Below are 16,987 nucleotides of genomic sequence, written 5' to 3'. Positions count from 1 at the left end.
ATGGCGGACTTCGATCGCAGGTCGGTCCTGGGGGCGGTATCGGCGGGGAGCCTGATGCTCGCCGCCGGTGCCGGCGCCCGCCCCAGGCAGTTCAGCGTCTTCACGCACGGGGTCGCCAGCGGCGATCCCCATGCCGACAGCCTCCTGCTCTGGACGCGGGCGATGGGGCCGGGCGGCGCTGCGGTCGAAGGCCGCTGGCAGGTCGCGACGGACCGCAGCTTCCGGCGGATCGTGTCGGAGGGCGACTTCGCCACATCCGCCGAACGCGACCATGTCGCCAAGATCGTCGCGGACGGGCTCCGGCCCGGAACCGAATATTGGTATCGCTTCCGCACCGCTCACGATGTTTCGCCGACCGGCCGCGCCCGCACGCTTCCGACCGGTGGGACGGAGAAGCTCGATATCGCGCTCGCCTGCTGCGCGATGTACATGCTCGGCGAATTCCACGCTTATCGTGCGATCGCCGAACGCACCGATCTCGATCTCGTGCTGTTCGTGGGCGACTATATCTACGAATATGGCGCGAACAGCTTCCCCACCGCGCCCGACATCCGCGTGCCGGTGCCGACGCATGATACGGTGACGCTGGCGGACTATCGCGCCCGCTATGCCGCGTGGCGCGCCGATCCCGCCTTGCAGGCCGCCCACGCGCGCGCGCCGTGGATCTGCATGTGGGACGATCACGAGATCGCGAATGACGACTGGATGGGTGGTGCCCAGCATCACGATCCGGCGAAGCAGGGCCCCTGGGAGGACCGCAAGACGGCGGCCGTGCGCGCCTATCTGGAGTGGATGCCGATCCGCGATCCAGATCCGGCGCATCCCTATGCGGTGCAGCGCAGCTTCTCGTTCGGTGATCTGGCGACGCTGATCCTGCCCGAGACGCGGCTGGAGGCGCGCGACGCGCAACTGACGCTGCCGCACGATCTGAAGGTGCGGATGATGGATCATGCCGATCCCGCGCATCCCGTGCCCGTCACCGATCCGACGATCCTCGCCACGCTCGATCCCAAGGCCTTGCCAGCGCGATACAGGATGGAGCCGGACATCGCCGCCTTCCGGGCGAAGCTGGCGGATCCGGCGCGGCGAATGGTGGGTGACGAGCAGTTGGACTGGATCCGCCGCGAGACCGAAGCCTCGGTCGCGAAGCGGCAGCCGTGGCTCCTGTTCGGCAGCCCCACGATCATGGGCCGCTATGTCTATCCCGATCTCGACGCGCTGGTGCCGGCGGCATCGAAGGCCCGGTTCGAGGCGCTGCAGCCCGGCGCATCCGCGCTCTACCGGATGACGGGGCTCGGCCTGCCGCTGTTCAACCTCGATTCCTGGGACGGCTATCCGGCCGAACGCCAGCGTGTCTACGACATCTTCGAGAAGAGCGGAGCCAACGTGGTGGTCCTGTCCGGAGACAGCCACATGGCCTGGCTGAATGAACTGCATGACGGCGAGCGCCGCGTGGCGGTCGAGGTGTCGACATCCACCCTCACCGGCCCTTCGATGGGCAGCATGCTGCTGTTCGACGAAGCGGCGGTGGGACAGCATTTCGTGGACGAGAATCGCGACGTGGCATGGTGCGATCACGTGGCCGTCGGCTTCGTCGCGGTGCGCGTGACGCGGCAGGGCGTCGAGGCGGAGTTCGTCGACATTCCCGGCCCGCGCCGGGCGGCGTTCGAGGCGCGACCCGGCAAACGGGCGCGCGCCGCGTTGACGGAGCGTGGCGTCGGCGGCTGGACCGACGCCTAGGATGGTCGCAGCGCGCGCCGATCGATCGGCGCGCGCTGCGCCAACACCTGAAGGCCCGGCAATTCCCGCCACGGCGGACTGCGCGGGAAGCGCTTCCGCGGTCTGGTGAAGACCGCACTCACGCGGCGCTGGGAAGAATAAGCGGCGACACCCGCGGATCGTCGCCAGCGCCTATTCGATACTTCAGATCACGCCGCTGGCCTCATGCGCCCCAAACGGTTTCGGCGTAGCGCAGGAAGTTCTGCCCCAGGATCTTTTCGATCCGCGTGGTCGAATATCCCTTCTCCCCGAGCAGCCGGGCGAGCTTGCGGAACTGGTCCGGCCCGCGCAGGTCGATCACGAACGGATAGGTGTCGGGCCGCTCGCCGGCCGCGCTGATCCCCGCCGCGCGGCGCTCCGCGATTTCCTTGGCGAGCGCGGATTCATAGACTTTCAGATCGTCGATCTGGGTCACCGTGCCGTCGGTGCCGATCCCGACATGATCCTCCCCGCAGATGTTCACCGCATGATCGATATGCGCGACGACATCCTGCGCATGGGCATGGCCCGATATGTCGAGGAAGGGCATGAAATAGATGCCGACGAAGCCGCCCCGCTCCGCCACCAGCCGCAGCTCGGCATCGGTCTTGTTGCGCGGCAGATCCGTGACCGCACGACAGCCCGTATGGTTGATCGAGATCGGCTGGGTCGAGACGCGCGCCGCCTCCAGGCACGTCCGCTCGCCGCTGTGGGAGAGATCGACCATCACCCGGCGCGCGTTGAGCCGCGCGATCACCTCGCGCCCGAACGGGGTGAGCCCCCGGTTTTCGGGCGCCATCGATCCGTCGCCCAACTGGTTGGCGGGATTGTAGGTCAGCTGGAAGATCCGCACGCCCAGATCGGCGAAGATGTCCACCCGGCTGGCGTCCCCGCCCATCATCGCGCCGTTCTGGAATCCGTAGATCAGGCCGATCCTGTTGTCGCGCTTGGCGCGGCGAATGTCGGCCGCGCTCAGGATCTTCAGCAGATCGCGATCGTGCAGGCGGACCAGCGCATCGGTCTGCGCGATCTCGCGCACCGAATATTCGAACGGCTCCTTCGGACCGGAAACGTAGCCGAGCGTGACGTTGATCGCGGTGACGCCTGACTGATGCGCTTCGCGCAGCACGCGCGCGCTGAGCCCCGGAACAAGGCCTTCGCCGTGCTGGTTCGGATCGTCGAGCCCGCCCAGCGCATTCACGACGATCATGGCCGCCAGCGGATCCGTGGCGGCCCGGGCATCCGAGATCGTCGCGACTGCAGCCAGCCCCGCAGCGCCGCCGATGAAGCCGCGTCGATCAATCATCGTCGCCATCGCCCATCTCCGCCTTGGTCACCGGCCGGTAATCGGCCCGGCGATAGGCGCGGCCGCGCTTCACCGTCATCTCGATGCTCCGGATATTGGCGATGTCGGCGGAGGGATCGCGCGTCAGCACGACGAAATTGGCGAGCTTGCCCGCCTCCACGGTCCCCATGTCCTCCGCCTGCCCCGCCGCCTGCGCGCCGACCAGCGTCGCCGAACGGATCACCTGCAGCGGCGGCATCCCGACGTCGCGGGCGAGATAGACCAATTCGTCATGCACTTCCGGCCAGGGATCGGAGACGCCCGCGCCATGATCGGTGCCGGTCGAAATCGGCACGCCCGCGCGCCATGCCTGCCGGGTCAGCCGGATCGTCTCGGGGCCGTCGCAACGAAGCGGGCGCCGCTCGGGATGCGCCTTGCGCTCGGCATCGGAGCGCACGAACAGATTGCCGGTCGCATCGATGATCGTCCCGCGCGTCAGCATCTCGCGATAGAGGCCTGCGATCACCGGATCGTCGCCGGATTTCAGCAATGCCGCATGAACGGGCGTATGATCCTCATAGGAGGCGAGCATCACGGGTTCGAGCTGATAGGCCAGATAGCAGATATGGCTCACCACATCCGGCCCGGCGGCGATGACATCGGCCGGGCGGGTGGGAAATATCGCGCTGTGCGCCCAGACCATCACATGCTGCCGGTGCGCCTCGGCCGTGATCGCCTTGACCAGCGTGGGCGGAAGATCGGCATAGATCTTGATCGCCGTCGCCCCCGTGCCGCGCGCCAGAGCGACGGCTTCGCGCAGATCGGTCGTCTCGTCGATCGCCTGGGCCCAGGGCGCCGTGCCGGGAACATAGCCCTGGCTGACCGCCGCGACGCGCTTGTCGACGAAGAAGGGGCGCCCCGCCATCACCGCCGCGAAATAGATGTCGGGCGCCGGTATCTCCGCGGTGCGCGAAGCGCGCGCCAGCTCGGCGACCGAGCGGAGATCATCCGCCATGTCACGCACCGCCGTGACACCGCCATACAGATCCCGGCGCAACGTCGCCTGCGCCTTGGGGGCATCGGGCGGGGTCGCCAGATGGACATGGCTGTCGATCAATCCCGGCATGACGAAACGCCCCGCGAGATCGACACGCGCGGCATCCCCGCGATCCGCCTCGGCGATCGCCCCGTGCGGCGCGATCGCGACGATCCTTTCGCCCCGAACGAGGATATCCCGATGCGGAAGCCCCGGCTTCCCGCTGCCATCGATCAGCGTCACATCGGAATAGAGCGTCGAAGATCCCGCCTTCGCAGATTGGCCAAAGGCCGGGACCCCGGACATCACGAGGATCGTGGCCAGGCAGAGGTGGAGCGTCCGGTGCATCGCCGACCTATCCGAGCGTTGCCCGGCCAAATCAATGCGGCGGACTGGCGATCCCGTGCGGCATTCCCTGCCCGATGGGGCGGATACGCTCCCCCGCTCAGGCATCGAGCACATCCCGGGTCTTGCGGGCGAGCGACTGCAACGAAAAAGGCTTCTGCAGGAAGGCGATGCCGTAATCCACCATGCCATTGTGGACGATCGCGTTGCGCGTATAGCCCGTGGTGTAGAGGACTTTCAGATCCGGGCGCAGGACCTGCGCCTGATCGGCCAACTGTCGTCCCGTCATTCCCGGCATCATGATGTCGGTGAAGAGCAGCTGGATCCCGGGATGGCGTTCGATCTTCTCCAGCGCCTCGCGGCCATCGGAGGCGTGGATCACGGTATAGCCAAGGTCGCGAAGCGCATCGACCGACATGCGCCGGACGGCCGCTTCGTCCTCGACCACCAGGATGAGTTCGTCCGGGGCGCCCGCCGGAATCTCGGCCGCCCCATGCGGGATCGTCGCCGTCGACAGGGTCGCCGTGAGCTGGCGGGGGAAATAGAGCTTCACCGTCGTGCCATGGCCAAGCTCGGAATAGATCTTGATATGGCCGCGCGATTGCTTGAGGAAACCGAACACCTGGCTCAGGCCCAGCCCCGTGCCGCGGCCGACTTCCTTGGTCGTGAAGAAGGGATCGAACGCGCGGTCGATCACCGCCGCCGTCATGCCGCTTCCCGTATCCGTGACGGAGATCACCGCATATTGTCCCGCCGTCACCTCGTCGTGCATCCGCGCATAGGCATCGTCGAGTTCCGCATTGCCCGTTTCGATCGTCAGATTGCCGCCGTCGGGCATCGCGTCCCGCGCGTTCACCGCCAGATTGAGCAGCGCGCTTTCCAGCTGCGTCGGGTCGGCGGAGATCGACCAGAGCCCCCCGGCCAGGACCGTTTCCACCCGGATATTGTCGCCCAGCGTGCGGCGGAACATCTCGGACATGCCGGCGACGAGCTTGTTGGGATCCAGAATCTTGGGTTCGAGCGGCTGACGTCGTGAAAAGGCGAGCAGCTTCGACGTCAGCGTCGCGGCACGCCCGGCCCCCTCGCTCGCATTGTCGATGAATTTGGCGACATTGGCATGCTCGCTTCCCGTCAGCCGACGCCGGGCCATGTCCAGGCTGCCGATGACGATCGCCAGCATATTGTTGAAGTCGTGGGCGATCCCGCCCGTAAGCTGGCCGACGGCCTCCATCTTCTGAAGCTGCCTGACCTCGGACTGCGCGCTCTGGCGCGCCGCGGCCTCCTCCCGCAGGAGACGATTGCTGGTTTCGAGCGCCACCATGCGACGCGCACTGTCCCACACCGCAAAGATGGCGAGGATGACGACCAGCAACGCGCTCACGAACAGGGCCGCGCGCACCGCGATCGTGATCCAGCCCGCATAAGCGGCGCGATCGGACAGCAGATGCTCCTCTTCGCCGGCCATACGCTGCAGGGAGGCGACGAGCAGGCCCATATAGCGTTCGCCGGCGCCGGACCGCATGACGGCGATCGCATCGCTCGGACGGCCCAGCCTGATCAGCTCGATGCTGCTTCCCAGTTCCGAAAGCTTGGCCTGCGTGGCTTTCTTCAGGTCGATGAAATTTGCCTGCTGGCGGGGATTGTCGCGCGTCGCGGCCTCAAGCGCCGTCAGCTCGCCGGGAAGCTGATCGATCGCCCCCTGATAGGCCCGCAGATAACCGGGCTGGCCGGACAGGAGATAGCCGCGCTGACCCGATTCCGCGCTCAGGACGAGCCGGTGAATGACGTTCAGCCGGTTCTCGACCTCCAGCGTATGCCGCACCCACCGGGTGGCCACGTCCTGTTTTTCGGAAAGCCAGATCGATATCGAGGCACTCGCGACCAGCACGAGAAACCCGAGGGCAAGCGGCCAAAGCGCGCGGGCTGCGTGGCGCGTAATCAAGAGATCCCCCACGGGATTTGGCGTCAGGATAAGACGCAAAGCTGCGCCTAACCATAATGCGAAGGTTTCGCAATGTGCACGTCCGGCTCGACCCGACGCGTCGGGGATTGGCGGAAATGTGGAAAGTCTGGCCGCGTCCCTCGAACCGACACGGGTTGCGGAACAGAGCTTATGGCACCCGGTCGCCCGCCGCGGGCGCCACGGCCGGAACGGCGGTCGTCTTGGCGGGGGGCAATGCGATCGACACCTCCACGCGCCGGTTCTTCGCCCGGCCTTCGGGATCGTCGCGTCCGTCGGGTTGCGCGTTGGGGGCGATCGGTCTGGTCTCGCCCAAGGCGATGACGTCGATCCGATCCGCCGCGACGCCCTTTGCCAGCAGATAGGCGCGCACGGCCTCCGCGCGCTTGCGCGATGTGACGAGATTGTCGGCGTCGGCGCCTCGCGTATCGGAGTGGCCGCGCACGATGATCCGGCCGCCGGCCTGGAAGGCCGGGCTCGCCAGCGCGGCGTCCAGCACCTTGCGCCCCTCCTCGTCCAGCGTCAGGCCGGAGGTGCCGAATGCGACGATGGCATCGAGCGGCACGAGCGGCGGCGCCTCCGGCACAGGCTCGACGATTTCGGGCCGGAGGATGGATTTGTGCGCCTCGGCGACGATCGCGGGCACGTCTTCCCGCACGGCATTGTCGGAGACGGAAACAGCCTCCTCGTTCGATACTGGCGCCGGCTCCGCCTCGTTCCGGGATGACGACGGCGAGCAGGCCGTCAGGGCCAGTCCCAGCGCCGGAACGAACGCGGATCGATAGCTGGTCATCGGCTCTCTCCTGCCCTCTCCCGCCCACTCGTGTCGCCCGGTGGAACATAGGAAATGATCGTGTCGCCCGCTTGTGGCGTCGGCCGGCTGGCATGCGAGAAGAAGCGGAGTCCACCGCCCTTCCGCACGAGCAACAGCATGTCGGCCTCGTCGGGCAGATCCGCCTTCACGGCGCCGAAATCGAACTGTTCGGTCACGCGTGTCTTGCGGAAGATCCAGCCCTGCCGCTCCCGCTCGACGATCTCCTCCACGCCGTGCCCGCTTTCGAACAGCGCGCGCCCGCGCAGCGATGCCGGCAGGGCGCGAACATCCTCCTCGTCGGATCCGCTTCCCAGCTGGTAGACATTGTCGCGCCCCACCTCCGGCGCGAATTCGTTGCAGACCAGCGTGTTATACGCCTCGTTGTCGGTCGTCGCCGCCATCACCTCGAACTGCGACAGATCGAGCCGGTCTTCCGTCGCCTCGGCGAGAATCTCGCCATGATAGGTCGGAATGCGGGCGTGGCGCGCGGGTGCCAGCCGCTGCCAGCTCGTGTCGCAGACCGTCACGGGCACGTCGAGCTGGCGCAATTGGGCGGCAAGGGCGAGGCTCCACGACGTGCTCCCCACGATGAGCAGGCCGCGCTCGGTTGCGCCCGTCACCTTCAGCAGGCGCGCGACCGGCCCGATCGAGAAACCGTGCGCGCCGATCGTGGCGACGACGACGGAGAAGGACAGGGTGACGAGGATCGACCCGTCATTATAGCCAAGATGATCGAGCCGCAGCGCGAACAGGCCGGAAATGGCCACCGCCACGATGCCGCGCGGCGCGATCCACGCGACCAGCAGCCGCTCGTTCCAGGGAACGCGCGTGAAGGCGAGGCTGAGCAACACCGTAAGCGGGCGGACCACGAACAGCAGCGCGGCCAGGAACGCGAGGAAGCGCCACTCGAAAAGCCGGAGCACCTCCAGATTGAGCGATGCCGACAGCAAAACGAACACGCCCGAGATCAGCAGGACGGTGACATTCTCCTTGAACGGATGAATGTCGCGCAGCGAATCCAGCTGCATGTTGGCCAGCGCCACGCCCATCACCGTCACCGCCAGCAATCCGGTTTCCTGCTGGATCAGGTTGGAAATCACGAAAGCTCCGATCACGGAGACGAGCAGCACCGGCGCCTTCAGATATTCCGGCACATGGCCGCGCGGGAATGCCCAGCCCACCGCCCTGGCCGAAAGCCAGCCGATCAGCCCCGCGATCACGCTGGCCGCCAGCAGGGACACCGCCACGCTTGCCAGCGTTCCCCCCTCGCCCACGCGCCGCAGATATTCGTACGTCACGACCCCGCACAGCGCGCCGATCGGATCGTTGACGATCGCTTCCCATTTCAGGATCGCCCGCGGCCGCGCCGCGATATTATTCTGTCGCAACAGCGGCAGCACCACCGTCGGACCCGTTACCACCATGATGCCCGCGAACAGGATGGCGACCGGCCAGACGAGGCCGCCGACATAATAGCAGGCCAGCGCACCCAGCACCCAGCCGATCGGCACACCGAGGATCAACAGGCGGGTGACCGCGCCGTCCGTGCGCCGCAACTCCCGGAAATTGAGACTGAGCCCGCCTTCGAACAGGATCAGGGCGACCGCGATCGACACGATCGGCTCCAGCAAATTGCCGAATGTCTGCGCGGGCACGATCAGGCCGGTGACGGGGCCGGCGACCACGCCCGCCACCAGCATCAGCGCGATCGCCGGCCATCCCGTCCGCCACGCAACCCACTGGGCGCCGATGCCGAGAAAACCGATCAACGCGATAACGAGGGCCTGTCGCTCCATCCGCGCGCCTTAGCGACCGAACTTTCGCACGCAAAGCGAATGACGGGGCGACCCGCGCGCGAACAGCGGCGGACCGTTGGGGCGCCACGAACGGGCGTGACCCCACACCCTGCTCGCCGCGCAATGCCCGCCTGTCGGACCGAGATCGTCTTTCCCCGGAAACCCGCGATCCCTCGTTCGTTGGCACTCGTGAACGACAAGGAGCGAGACATGGCGGACGTGCATCAGCTGAAGAAGGATCTCTGGAAATACATGTCGAAGAGCCCCTTCCTGATGATCGGGCTGACCGAGGGTGGCGGCCATAGCGAACCGCTGACCGCTCAGCTTGACGAGGATCAGGTCGATCGACTCTATTTCTTCGTCGGCCGGAGCAATCGTCTTGCCGCCGGCGGCCGCGCGATGGCGCAGTTCGTATCCAAGGGACATGACTTTTTCGCCTGTCTTTCCGGCTCGGTCGTGATCGATGAGGACAAGGCGATGATCGACAGACTGTGGTCGAAGCCGGCGGAAGCCTGGTTTCCGGGCGGGAAGGACGATCCCGATCTGGCGCTGCTGCGCTTCGATATCGACGATGCCGAACTATGGGAGGCGGACCTGTCGCTCGCCGGCAAGCTCAAGCTCCTCACCGGCAGCGCGATCAGCCCGTCAGAGGCGGGCAGCCACGCGCGGGTCGCCAGCACCGCCTGACGGGATCGTGGCCGCCAACGTGCGGCCACGGCCCACCAAGGCCGGCCTGAAGCCACGCCATCGCCGCGATGGTCGCAGCGCCGACGCGCCGGCAACAGATCTGCCTCTTCACAGTTTGGGAGCCCAGCCTGCCATGACCGACGGCATCACCCGACGCGGCATTCTCCAGGGCCTCATCCCCTTCACGACAGATGAAACATACCCGCCTTGAAGGCCACCCTCAAAGCCTCGGACAGATTGGAGACGTTCAGCTTTTCCATGACGTTGGCGCGATAATATTCGACGGTTCGCGGGCTTATATCCAGATCGAACGCGATCTGTTTATTGGACATGCCGTGGACGAGGCTGTTCAGAACGGTTTTTTCGCGCTCTGAAAGCGCCTGCAACTTGGCCCTCGCCTGCTTTTCCTGCGCGTTATCGGCGTTGATCTGGTCCAGATGCACATAGGCACCGTCGATCGCGGCCAGCAGCGCCCTGTGATCGAAGGGCTTTTCCAGAAATTCATAGGCTCCGCTCCGCATCGCCTCGACCGCCATCGCGATGTTGCCGTGCCCGGTGATCAAGATGCTCTGGATCGGCGATTTCGCCTGTCGCAACCGGCGCAGCACCTCGACGCCGTCGGCGCCCGGCATGTTCACGTCGATCAGCGCGACCCCCGGCTCCAGATCCCCCAGCGCCGCGAGGAAGGCGTCTCCCGACGGGAAGGGAGAGATGATCAGATCGGACCGGGTCCGGAGGAGCGACAGCAGCGACGCGCGCATGGCATCGTCATCGTCGATGATGAAGATGTAGCGGATCACGCCGCGATGTCGGTCATGGCGTGATACAAAGGCAGCGTGAAGGCGACGGTCGCACCGCGATCGGCATTGTTCCACGCGATCAGCCTGCCGCCATGCGCCTCGACGATCCGGCGACTGATCGAAAGCCCGACGCCCAGCCCGTCGCTCCCTTTTTCGCCGAGAAACCCCGCGCCGGGAAATGGCCGAGACGCCTGCAGGCCGGCGAGGACGCGCGCCGGAAAGCCGCGCCCGTGATCGCACACCGCCACCTCCACGAAATTCGTCTGCGCATTCTGGGTCGTGACGTCGATCGTGCGTTCGTCGGGCGGCAGGCTTTTCACCGCTTCGGCGGCGTTGCGCATGATGTTCACGAGCACCTGCTGGATCTGGATCCGGTCGACGAGAACGCGCCGGGCCGCGGGCCGGATCAGATAGTTGGTGAGGATTTCGCCCCGCCCGACCAGCGCGAGGCTGGCGGCCTCCGGGATCACCTGCGCCAGATCCTCCGCCCGGAGTTCCACATCGCGCCGGGCGATGAAATCGCGCAGGCGCCGGATGATCTCGCCCGTGCGGAGCAATTGGGCGTTCGCGGCATCCAGCAATTGCGCGACGTCCGGATCGTCGGGCCGTGTCGCCACCATGATCTTGGCGGCACCGAGATAATTCGCCGTCGCCGCCAGCGGCTGATTCAACTCGTGCGCCAGCGACGACGCCATCTCGCCCATCGCGTTCAGGCGCGCGCTGTGCGCATATTCCGCGTTCAACTGCTGGAGCGCGCTCTGCTCGCGAGACAGGCGCTCGATCGTCCAGCCCAGCAACCCGACCACGATCAGCAGATTCAGCGCCGATGCCACGATCTCGGTCGTCAGCTTCGGCGCGAAGGCGATCTGCGCCAGCTTGACCTGGATCGGCAACAGGATCGCCGGCAGGATCAGAACCGCGACGAACGCCAGATTGACGAGCCGCCTGCTCCTGCCGGTCGCTGCCGGCAGACCCCGGCCGCGCAGCCCCAGCCAGACGAGGATCCCTCCGGCCTGCGCCAGCGACGCGACCGACGCGGGAAGCGACGCCGCCAGCCGGGTGGTCTGATCCGTCAGGCCCGTTTCCAGCATGAGCAGCGCGATCGACGTCGCACTGAGCCCCACCATGGCGCAGGCCAGCAGGAAGACATTGGTGTCGGCCGGGTGGGAGCGATCGCCGACACGCCAGGCCGCCACCCCGATGGAGATCAGGGCGATGACGGGCACCAGCCCCGGCCGACCGGGTTGAGGCAATCCGATCCCGCGCAGCTGGGACGGAAACAGCAGCGCGTCGAGGCCGAACGACGTGCGGAAGCCATATTCCAGCAGAGCGATCGCGGCGATGCCGATCGGAACGGCCAGCAACCCGCGCCGCACGCTCTGCGGCACGCGATCGGTCAGCAGCAGCGCGATGGAAAGAAGGATGTTGGAGAGGGCCGTCAACGGCCAGTCGGGATATTCCGGTATGCCGAATCCGCGCAGTTCCGGCCAGTTTTCGACCCAGCCGGCCAGCGAGGCAACGGCCGCCAGCGCCGCGACCGAAAACAGCCCTTCCGGCAGGAAAGACGCCCGCTCCGCGGCTTTGTTCGCGCTTCCAGGGTTCATCGTCGTCTGCATGGCTGGGCGGAAATACCCAAATTCTCGGGGCTAAGACTCATCATTTTAGCCAGGATTCGTCTAGTAGAAAACAATCTATCCCACCATAATGCCGATCCACTTCTGATTAATCTCTCATTCAATCGGTATATTCGTGAGTTTTTTCAGAAAAACCGTATGTTGTTACGTTAACATACCCCCTTTCAAGTTCATTTTTACAGATGATCTTGGGTAAAAATACGGGGAATGGATCTCACGCCTGTTTAATAGGCCATCAGCCACAAGCGGTCCGTCAGGGCCCATCAGCCCTTCGAGAGGACTGGTCTATGCTAAGCTGGTTTGGGAACCGCGCTCCTATCCGCGTCAAATTCCGCGCCTTGATGGCGGTCTATGGTGCCATCGGCGCCGCGATGGCGGCCGCCGCCGTCTATGCGGCGAACCACGCCGCCGGCGTGAACGCGATGGCGATCGACGGCATCGCGATCGGCGGCGTCTGCCTGCTGATCGGCGTCACCGCGCTGGCATCCAGGCTGGTCTGCGGGCCCTATGTCGGCACCGTGCTGCGCATGGAAGCGCTGGCGGCCGGAGATCTGGAATCGCCGATCCTTTTCACGGCGAACGGCGACTGCGTCGGCCGCATGACCAAGGCCATGTCCATCTTCCGCTCCAAGATGGAAGAAGCGATGGTCGCCGCCAATCAGGAGGCGATGGCGGAATCGCTGGCGACCGGCCTGCAGAAGCTTTCGCAGGGCGATCTGAGCCACCGGATTTCGATCGCCTTCCCGCCGCAATATGAATCGCTGCGGTCCAACTTCAACCATGCGATGGACGAACTCTCGGCCACGCTGGGCGCGGTGTCGGAAGCCAGCGGCGGCGTCCATACCGGCGCGAGCGAGATCAGCCAGGCCTCCAACGATCTGTCGCGGCGCACCGAGCAGCAGGCGGCCAGCCTCGAGGAAACCGCTGCGGCGATGGACGAGATCACCACGACGGTGCGCGAGGCCGCGGCGAGCGCGGCCCGCGCCAACAAGGCGGTGATCCAGGCCCGTCAGGAAGCCGAGCATAGCGGCACCGTGGTCAGCCGCGCGATCGATGCCATGGGCGGGATCGAGCGTTCGTCCACCGAAATTTCCGAGATCATCAGCGTGATCGACGGCATCGCGTTCCAGACCAATCTGCTGGCGCTGAACGCGGGTGTCGAGGCGGCGCGTGCCGGCGATGCCGGCAAGGGTTTCGCGGTGGTCGCGTCTGAGGTGCGGGCGCTCGCCCAGCGCTCGGCCGACGCCGCCAAGGACGTCAAGGCGCGCATCACCGCCAGTTCGCAGCAGGTCGATGCCGGCGTGTCGCTGGTCAGCGAGACGGGCGCCGCGCTGCAGCGGATCATCACCAGCATCGGCGAGATCGATGGCCTGGTGGCGGGGATCGCCGCATCGTCGGAACAGCAGGCCAGCGGCCTCCAGCAGGTGAACAGCGCGGTCGCCGAAATGGACGGCGTCACCCAGCAGAATGCGGCCATGGTGGAGCAGGCGACCGCCGCCTCGCGCAGCCTCGCCGCCGAAGCGGATGCGCTCGCCGCCCAGATCGGACGGTTCACGCTCGGCCGCCAGCCGGCCCCCCGGCAGCATCCGCAGGCCGCCAACACCGTTCGTCAGCTGCAGGCGCGCGCGTCCCGCGCCCAGCGCAGCCTGCCCCGCGCCTCCGCCTCCTCGTCCGCAGCCGTCGCGCTGGCTGACGATGACTGGTCGGAATTCTGAGGACCGATCCCATGAATCGTCAGCTCATCACCTTCGAAATCGGTGATCGGCGCCTCGGCATCGACATCATGGCCATTCGGGAAATCCGGGCATGGTCTCCCGCGACCCCCCTGCCCAACGTGCCGGCGCACGTGCGCGGCGTGGTCAATCTTCGCGGGGTCGTCCTGCCGGTGATCGATCTGCGCCGCCGGCTGGGATGGGGGACGACCGAACCGAGCGCGCGTCATGTGATCATCGTCGTCCGCATCGCCGATCAGCTCCAGGGCATCATCGTCGATGCGGTGAGCGACATCGTCACGCTGGCGCCGGAGAATATCCAGCCGGTGCCGGACGTGGGCGACGCCTCGGCCTCGGTCTTTCTCGACGGCATCGGCACGCTCGACGATCGCCTGATCATGCTGCTGAGCCTGGACCGCCTCGCCGAGGCGAACGCCATGCTCGGCCAGGCCGCCTGACCCAACACCCGATAGGTAAGCGCAAATGGCAACCAAAGTCCTCGTGGTGGACGATTCCATCACCATGCGCGCGCTCATCAGCGGCGCCCTCGAGAAAATCAGCGGCATCCAGGTGGTCGGCACGGCCGACAGCGCGGCGGAAGCGCGCGCCGAGGTCGATCGCCTGCGGCCCGACGTCATGACGCTGGACGTCGAGATGCCGGGAATGAGCGGGATCGAATATCTCGAGGAACTGATGCAGCGCCAGCCCATGCCGGTGATCATGTTCTCCGCGCGCACCGAGGCCGGCGCCGAAGCCTCGATCGAGGCGCTCCGGCTCGGCGCGATCGACTGCTTCCCGAAGCCCAAGGTCGCGACGCAGGACGAATTCGGCAAGCTGTTGAGCCAGATCGCCAAGCGCCTGAAGACGGCCAAGACCGTGCCGCTGCAGCGTGTCGCCGTCACCCCCGCGGTCGCGACGAACTTCGACTGGAACGGGCGGATATTGGCGATCGGCAGCGACGAGGCCGGCACGCAGACTTTGTTCGACCTGCTGGGCAGCTTTCCCGCCAATTGCCCGCCCACCATCGTCGTCCAGCATATGCGGCCGGAGTTGCTCGACACGCTGGCGGTCAAGCTCCGGGAACATGTGCAACCCAAGGTCCTGATCGCGGAGGATGGCCTCGCGGTCGAGCCGGGCTGCATCTATCTGGCCCGTTCGGACGAGCATCACATCGTCGTCGACAAATGGCCGGGCGGCACGATCCGGGCGCTGCAGCGCGATCCCGTCGCCGGCCATCGCCCCTCCATCTCGCTGCTGTTCGCGTCCTTGTGCGCGTCCAAGGCGGATGCGGTCGGCCTGCTCCTTTCGCCCGCCGGCGATGACGGCCCGGCCGGCCTCAAGGCGATGGTCGCCGCCGGTGGCTATGCGATCGCGCCGACGGGCCTGCTCGACGAGGGCACGGCTGCGGACGGCTTCACGCTCCAGAAGGGCTCCGCCGCGCAGCCGGTCGGACGATCGGATCTGGTGGCGGGCATCATCAAGCTGTGCGGCAAATGACCGCCGCCCTGCCCCAGCCCCTGAACGAGGCCATCGCCGTCGAGATGATGGATCTGGCCGATTGCCTGTGCAAGCTCGCCTGCACGCTGGCGACCGACATGGGCGTCGTCGATCGCCATCTCGACGCGCTCCAGTCGATCGACCTCATGACGCAGATCCAGCGCGCGCTGGCGGACGTTCTGCGCGGCTCCGACAGCGTGGAACAGAAGGTCGCGCGCATCCCCGTCGAAGCGCTCGCGGCGCGCCTGTCCGACGCGGTGGAATTCTCCTCCGAAGCGGCGTGATAAGGCGCGGGCCCCGCCCGCGTCCCTTTCCCGATCCGGCTTACCGAGCCGACCAACCCGGCGTGGCAGCGCATCGCTCAACCCGGATCGATATTCAGGCCCTCTGAAAAGACGGGCGCAACTCCATCCATTCCGTCATCCCGGCCTTGAGCCGGGATCCCACTTCTTTGCTCACCGGCCCCCTTCACAGAGGCAGCGGGACCCCGGCCTAAGCCTGTCCTGAGCGTGTCGAAGGGGCCGGGGTGACGGCGAGAAGAGCAGAAGACGCAGAATGTGATCCGCCCTCGGACGGATCGACATTCGGATACTTTGAAAGACGGAGCTGGAAATTATTCCAGACTGTATGCTGAACTCGTTTCAGCATCCATGACCTGACGGGTCGGCCTGGCTCGACTGTCGGGTCGTGGACCCTGAAACGAGTTCAGGGTGACGCTTTCCCGAAAGCTGCCGTTTCCAATCGCTATATGTCGATCCGCTCTAGTGGAGAACGCGCCGGATGGCCGCGCCGAGCTTGTCGCGATCGAACGGCTTGACGATCCAGCCGGTGGCGCCCGCCTCGCGCGCGCGCGCTTTCTTCGCGTCGGAGGCCTCGGTGGTGAGGACCAGGATCGGCAGCCGCGAAGCCGCCTCGCCGCGCAACGTCTCGATCAACTGAAACCCGTCCATGCGGGGCATGTTGATATCGGTGATGATCAGGTCCGGCTGCGCGGCGTCCAGCTTCTCGAGCGCGTCGACGCCGTCTTCCGCCTGGAAAACCTGAAACCCCTGCTCGGTCAGCGCCGCCTTGAGCAGCATCCGCATGCTGGGAGAATCATCCACCGTGAGAATTCGTTTGGTCATCATGCTACCTCGCAAGGCTCTTTATCTTTGAAACATTAAAAGAGTTCGACTTCGCCCGTGATCGGGGGCGGCGAAATCCGCACCGGGATCGGCGGCGCGGCGACGATCGACTTGCAACGCGCGCGCCCCAGCGCCGGCAGGAATTCGATCCGGCGCGCGGCATTGCCGCCCACCTCCTCGCCTAGGACAGGAATGCCTTCCCGGCGCAGAAAGGTGCGCGCGAATTCGGTGTTTCTCTCGCCGATATTGCCCAGGCCGTCGCGCATGGAGGCCCCCCCATAGATCCGGGCCTTCAGGTGATCCCGGCGCCCGCCCCGGTGCATCATCGCGTTGATGAGCAATTCCATCGCATGCACGCCGTAGCGGCTGAGCAATTGCGGATCCTCGCCCGCCAGCGGCGCATAATCGGCCAGCAGGAAATGGTTCATGCCCCCCACGGCCGCGCCGCGATCGTGCAGGCAGACCGCGATGCAGCTGCCGAGCACCGTCGTGAAACTCACGTCCAGCGCCGTGGAGGCCATAGCATCCCCCTGGCCGAT

15 protein-coding genes are annotated in these 16,987 nt (G+C 66.3%); 6 read left to right on the top strand and 9 right to left on the bottom strand.

Annotation, left to right across the window (positions count from 1 at the left end; all coding sequences use genetic code 11):
• A complete protein-coding gene (locus tag HL653_RS14805; protein ID WP_171745200.1) occupies nucleotides 1-1,740 on the top strand; it encodes an alkaline phosphatase in 1,740 nt (579 codons plus the stop codon).
• Between the two features lie 202 nt (nucleotides 1,741-1,942).
• Here HL653_RS14805 and HL653_RS14800 read toward each other — a convergent pair whose 3' ends face one another.
• The 5 genes from HL653_RS14800 to HL653_RS14780 all read right to left on the bottom strand — a co-directional run bounded on the left by HL653_RS14800 (nucleotide 1,943) and on the right by HL653_RS14780 (nucleotide 8,994).
• Nucleotides 1,943-3,073: a dipeptidase gene (locus HL653_RS14800; RefSeq protein ID WP_171745199.1), complete on the bottom strand. Its 1,131-nt coding sequence runs from the start codon at nucleotides 3,071-3,073 to the stop codon at nucleotides 1,943-1,945.
• Nucleotides 3,057-4,385 carry an amidohydrolase family protein gene (locus HL653_RS14795; protein ID WP_171746999.1) on the bottom strand — a complete coding sequence of 443 codons (1,329 nt, stop codon included), beginning with the start codon at nucleotides 4,383-4,385 and terminating at the stop codon, nucleotides 3,057-3,059. Before HL653_RS14795 ends, HL653_RS14800 begins: the two co-directional genes overlap by 17 nt.
• Before the next feature lie 139 nt (nucleotides 4,386-4,524).
• Nucleotides 4,525-6,261, bottom strand: coding sequence for a CHASE3 domain-containing protein (locus tag HL653_RS14790; protein WP_253716898.1), 1,737 nt, complete (start codon nucleotides 6,259-6,261; stop codon nucleotides 4,525-4,527).
• 274 nt (nucleotides 6,262-6,535) lie between these two features.
• A complete protein-coding gene (locus HL653_RS14785) occupies nucleotides 6,536-7,177 on the bottom strand; it encodes an OmpA family protein (RefSeq protein WP_171745197.1) in 642 nt (213 codons plus the stop codon).
• The gene (locus HL653_RS14780; protein ID WP_171745196.1) at nucleotides 7,174-8,994 is read right to left on the bottom strand and encodes a sodium:proton antiporter; all 1,821 of its coding nucleotides are present in this window, start codon (nucleotides 8,992-8,994) and stop codon (nucleotides 7,174-7,176) included. Before HL653_RS14780 ends, HL653_RS14785 begins: the two co-directional genes overlap by 4 nt.
• Before the next feature lie 210 nt (nucleotides 8,995-9,204).
• Between HL653_RS14780 and HL653_RS14775 the strand changes: the two genes are divergently transcribed.
• Nucleotides 9,205-9,681, top strand: coding sequence for a pyridoxamine 5'-phosphate oxidase family protein (locus HL653_RS14775; RefSeq protein WP_171745195.1), 477 nt, complete (start codon nucleotides 9,205-9,207; stop codon nucleotides 9,679-9,681).
• A gap of 182 nt (nucleotides 9,682-9,863) precedes the next feature.
• Here HL653_RS14775 and HL653_RS14770 read toward each other — a convergent pair whose 3' ends face one another.
• Complete coding sequence (locus HL653_RS14770) at nucleotides 9,864-10,481, bottom strand: response regulator transcription factor (RefSeq protein ID WP_171745194.1); 618 nt, start codon at nucleotides 10,479-10,481, stop codon at nucleotides 9,864-9,866.
• Entirely contained in the window at nucleotides 10,478-12,085 is a 1,608-nt protein-coding gene (locus HL653_RS14765) for a sensor histidine kinase (RefSeq protein WP_171745193.1), read from the bottom strand. The genes HL653_RS14770 and HL653_RS14765 overlap by 4 nt, the downstream gene beginning before the upstream one ends.
• 317 nt (nucleotides 12,086-12,402) lie before the next feature.
• Between HL653_RS14765 and HL653_RS14760 the strand changes: the two genes are divergently transcribed.
• Genes HL653_RS14760 through HL653_RS14745 form a run of 4 tightly spaced genes read left to right on the top strand, consistent with a single transcriptional unit; the run spans nucleotide 12,403 to nucleotide 15,608 of the window.
• Nucleotides 12,403-13,830, top strand: a complete 1,428-nt coding sequence (locus HL653_RS14760) for a methyl-accepting chemotaxis protein (protein ID WP_171745192.1) — start codon at nucleotides 12,403-12,405, stop codon at nucleotides 13,828-13,830.
• An 11-nt stretch (nucleotides 13,831-13,841) separates the two neighbouring features.
• Complete coding sequence (locus tag HL653_RS14755; RefSeq protein ID WP_171745191.1) at nucleotides 13,842-14,285, top strand: chemotaxis protein CheW; 444 nt, start codon at nucleotides 13,842-13,844, stop codon at nucleotides 14,283-14,285.
• A gap of 25 nt (nucleotides 14,286-14,310) precedes the next feature.
• A complete protein-coding gene (locus HL653_RS14750) occupies nucleotides 14,311-15,324 on the top strand; it encodes a chemotaxis protein CheB (RefSeq protein ID WP_171745190.1) in 1,014 nt (337 codons plus the stop codon).
• On the top strand, nucleotides 15,321-15,608 hold the full coding sequence (locus HL653_RS14745; protein ID WP_171745189.1) for a hypothetical protein: 288 nt from the start codon (nucleotides 15,321-15,323) through the stop codon (nucleotides 15,606-15,608). Before HL653_RS14750 ends, HL653_RS14745 begins: the two co-directional genes overlap by 4 nt.
• A gap of 477 nt (nucleotides 15,609-16,085) precedes the next feature.
• Here the strand turns inward: HL653_RS14745 and HL653_RS14740 are convergent, their stop codons facing one another.
• Nucleotides 16,086-16,448 (bottom strand): response regulator, encoded by a 363-nt coding sequence (locus HL653_RS14740; protein ID WP_171746998.1) that lies wholly within the window; start codon nucleotides 16,446-16,448, stop codon nucleotides 16,086-16,088.
• Nucleotides 16,449-16,483: 35 nt separating this feature from the next.
• A complete protein-coding gene (locus HL653_RS14735; RefSeq protein WP_253716896.1) occupies nucleotides 16,484-16,969 on the bottom strand; it encodes a chemotaxis protein CheD in 486 nt (161 codons plus the stop codon).
• Between the last annotated feature and the right edge of the window lie 18 nt (nucleotides 16,970-16,987).

This window comes from Sphingomonas sp. AP4-R1, from assembly GCF_013113735.1.
GTDB lineage: Bacteria > Pseudomonadota > Alphaproteobacteria > Sphingomonadales > Sphingomonadaceae > Sphingomonas_I.
This window is presented reverse-complemented; position numbering and strand designations above follow the sequence as displayed.

Excerpts from the sequence above, each read along its gene's own strand:
- HL653_RS14805 (WP_171745200.1), top strand. The coding sequence starts at position 1 with ATGGCGGACTTCGATCGCAGGTCGGTCCTGGGGGCGGTATCGGCGGGG.
- HL653_RS14800 (WP_171745199.1), bottom strand. The coding sequence starts at position 3,073 with ATGGCGACGATGATTGATCGACGCGGCTTCATCGGCGGCGCTGCGGGG.
- HL653_RS14795 (WP_171746999.1), bottom strand. The coding sequence starts at position 4,385 with ATGTCCGGGGTCCCGGCCTTTGGCCAATCTGCGAAGGCGGGATCTTCG.
- HL653_RS14785 (WP_171745197.1), bottom strand. The coding sequence starts at position 7,177 with ATGACCAGCTATCGATCCGCGTTCGTTCCGGCGCTGGGACTGGCCCTG.
- HL653_RS14780 (WP_171745196.1), bottom strand. The coding sequence starts at position 8,994 with ATGGAGCGACAGGCCCTCGTTATCGCGTTGATCGGTTTTCTCGGCATC.
- HL653_RS14775 (WP_171745195.1), top strand. The coding sequence starts at position 9,205 with ATGGCGGACGTGCATCAGCTGAAGAAGGATCTCTGGAAATACATGTCG.
- HL653_RS14765 (WP_171745193.1), bottom strand. The coding sequence starts at position 12,085 with ATGAACCCTGGAAGCGCGAACAAAGCCGCGGAGCGGGCGTCTTTCCTG.
- HL653_RS14760 (WP_171745192.1), top strand. The coding sequence starts at position 12,403 with ATGCTAAGCTGGTTTGGGAACCGCGCTCCTATCCGCGTCAAATTCCGC.
- HL653_RS14755 (WP_171745191.1), top strand. The coding sequence starts at position 13,842 with ATGAATCGTCAGCTCATCACCTTCGAAATCGGTGATCGGCGCCTCGGC.
- HL653_RS14750 (WP_171745190.1), top strand. The coding sequence starts at position 14,311 with ATGGCAACCAAAGTCCTCGTGGTGGACGATTCCATCACCATGCGCGCG.
- HL653_RS14745 (WP_171745189.1), top strand. The coding sequence starts at position 15,321 with ATGACCGCCGCCCTGCCCCAGCCCCTGAACGAGGCCATCGCCGTCGAG.
- HL653_RS14740 (WP_171746998.1), bottom strand. The coding sequence starts at position 16,448 with ATGACCAAACGAATTCTCACGGTGGATGATTCTCCCAGCATGCGGATG.
- HL653_RS14735 (WP_253716896.1), bottom strand. The coding sequence starts at position 16,969 with ATGGCCTCCACGGCGCTGGACGTGAGTTTCACGACGGTGCTCGGCAGC.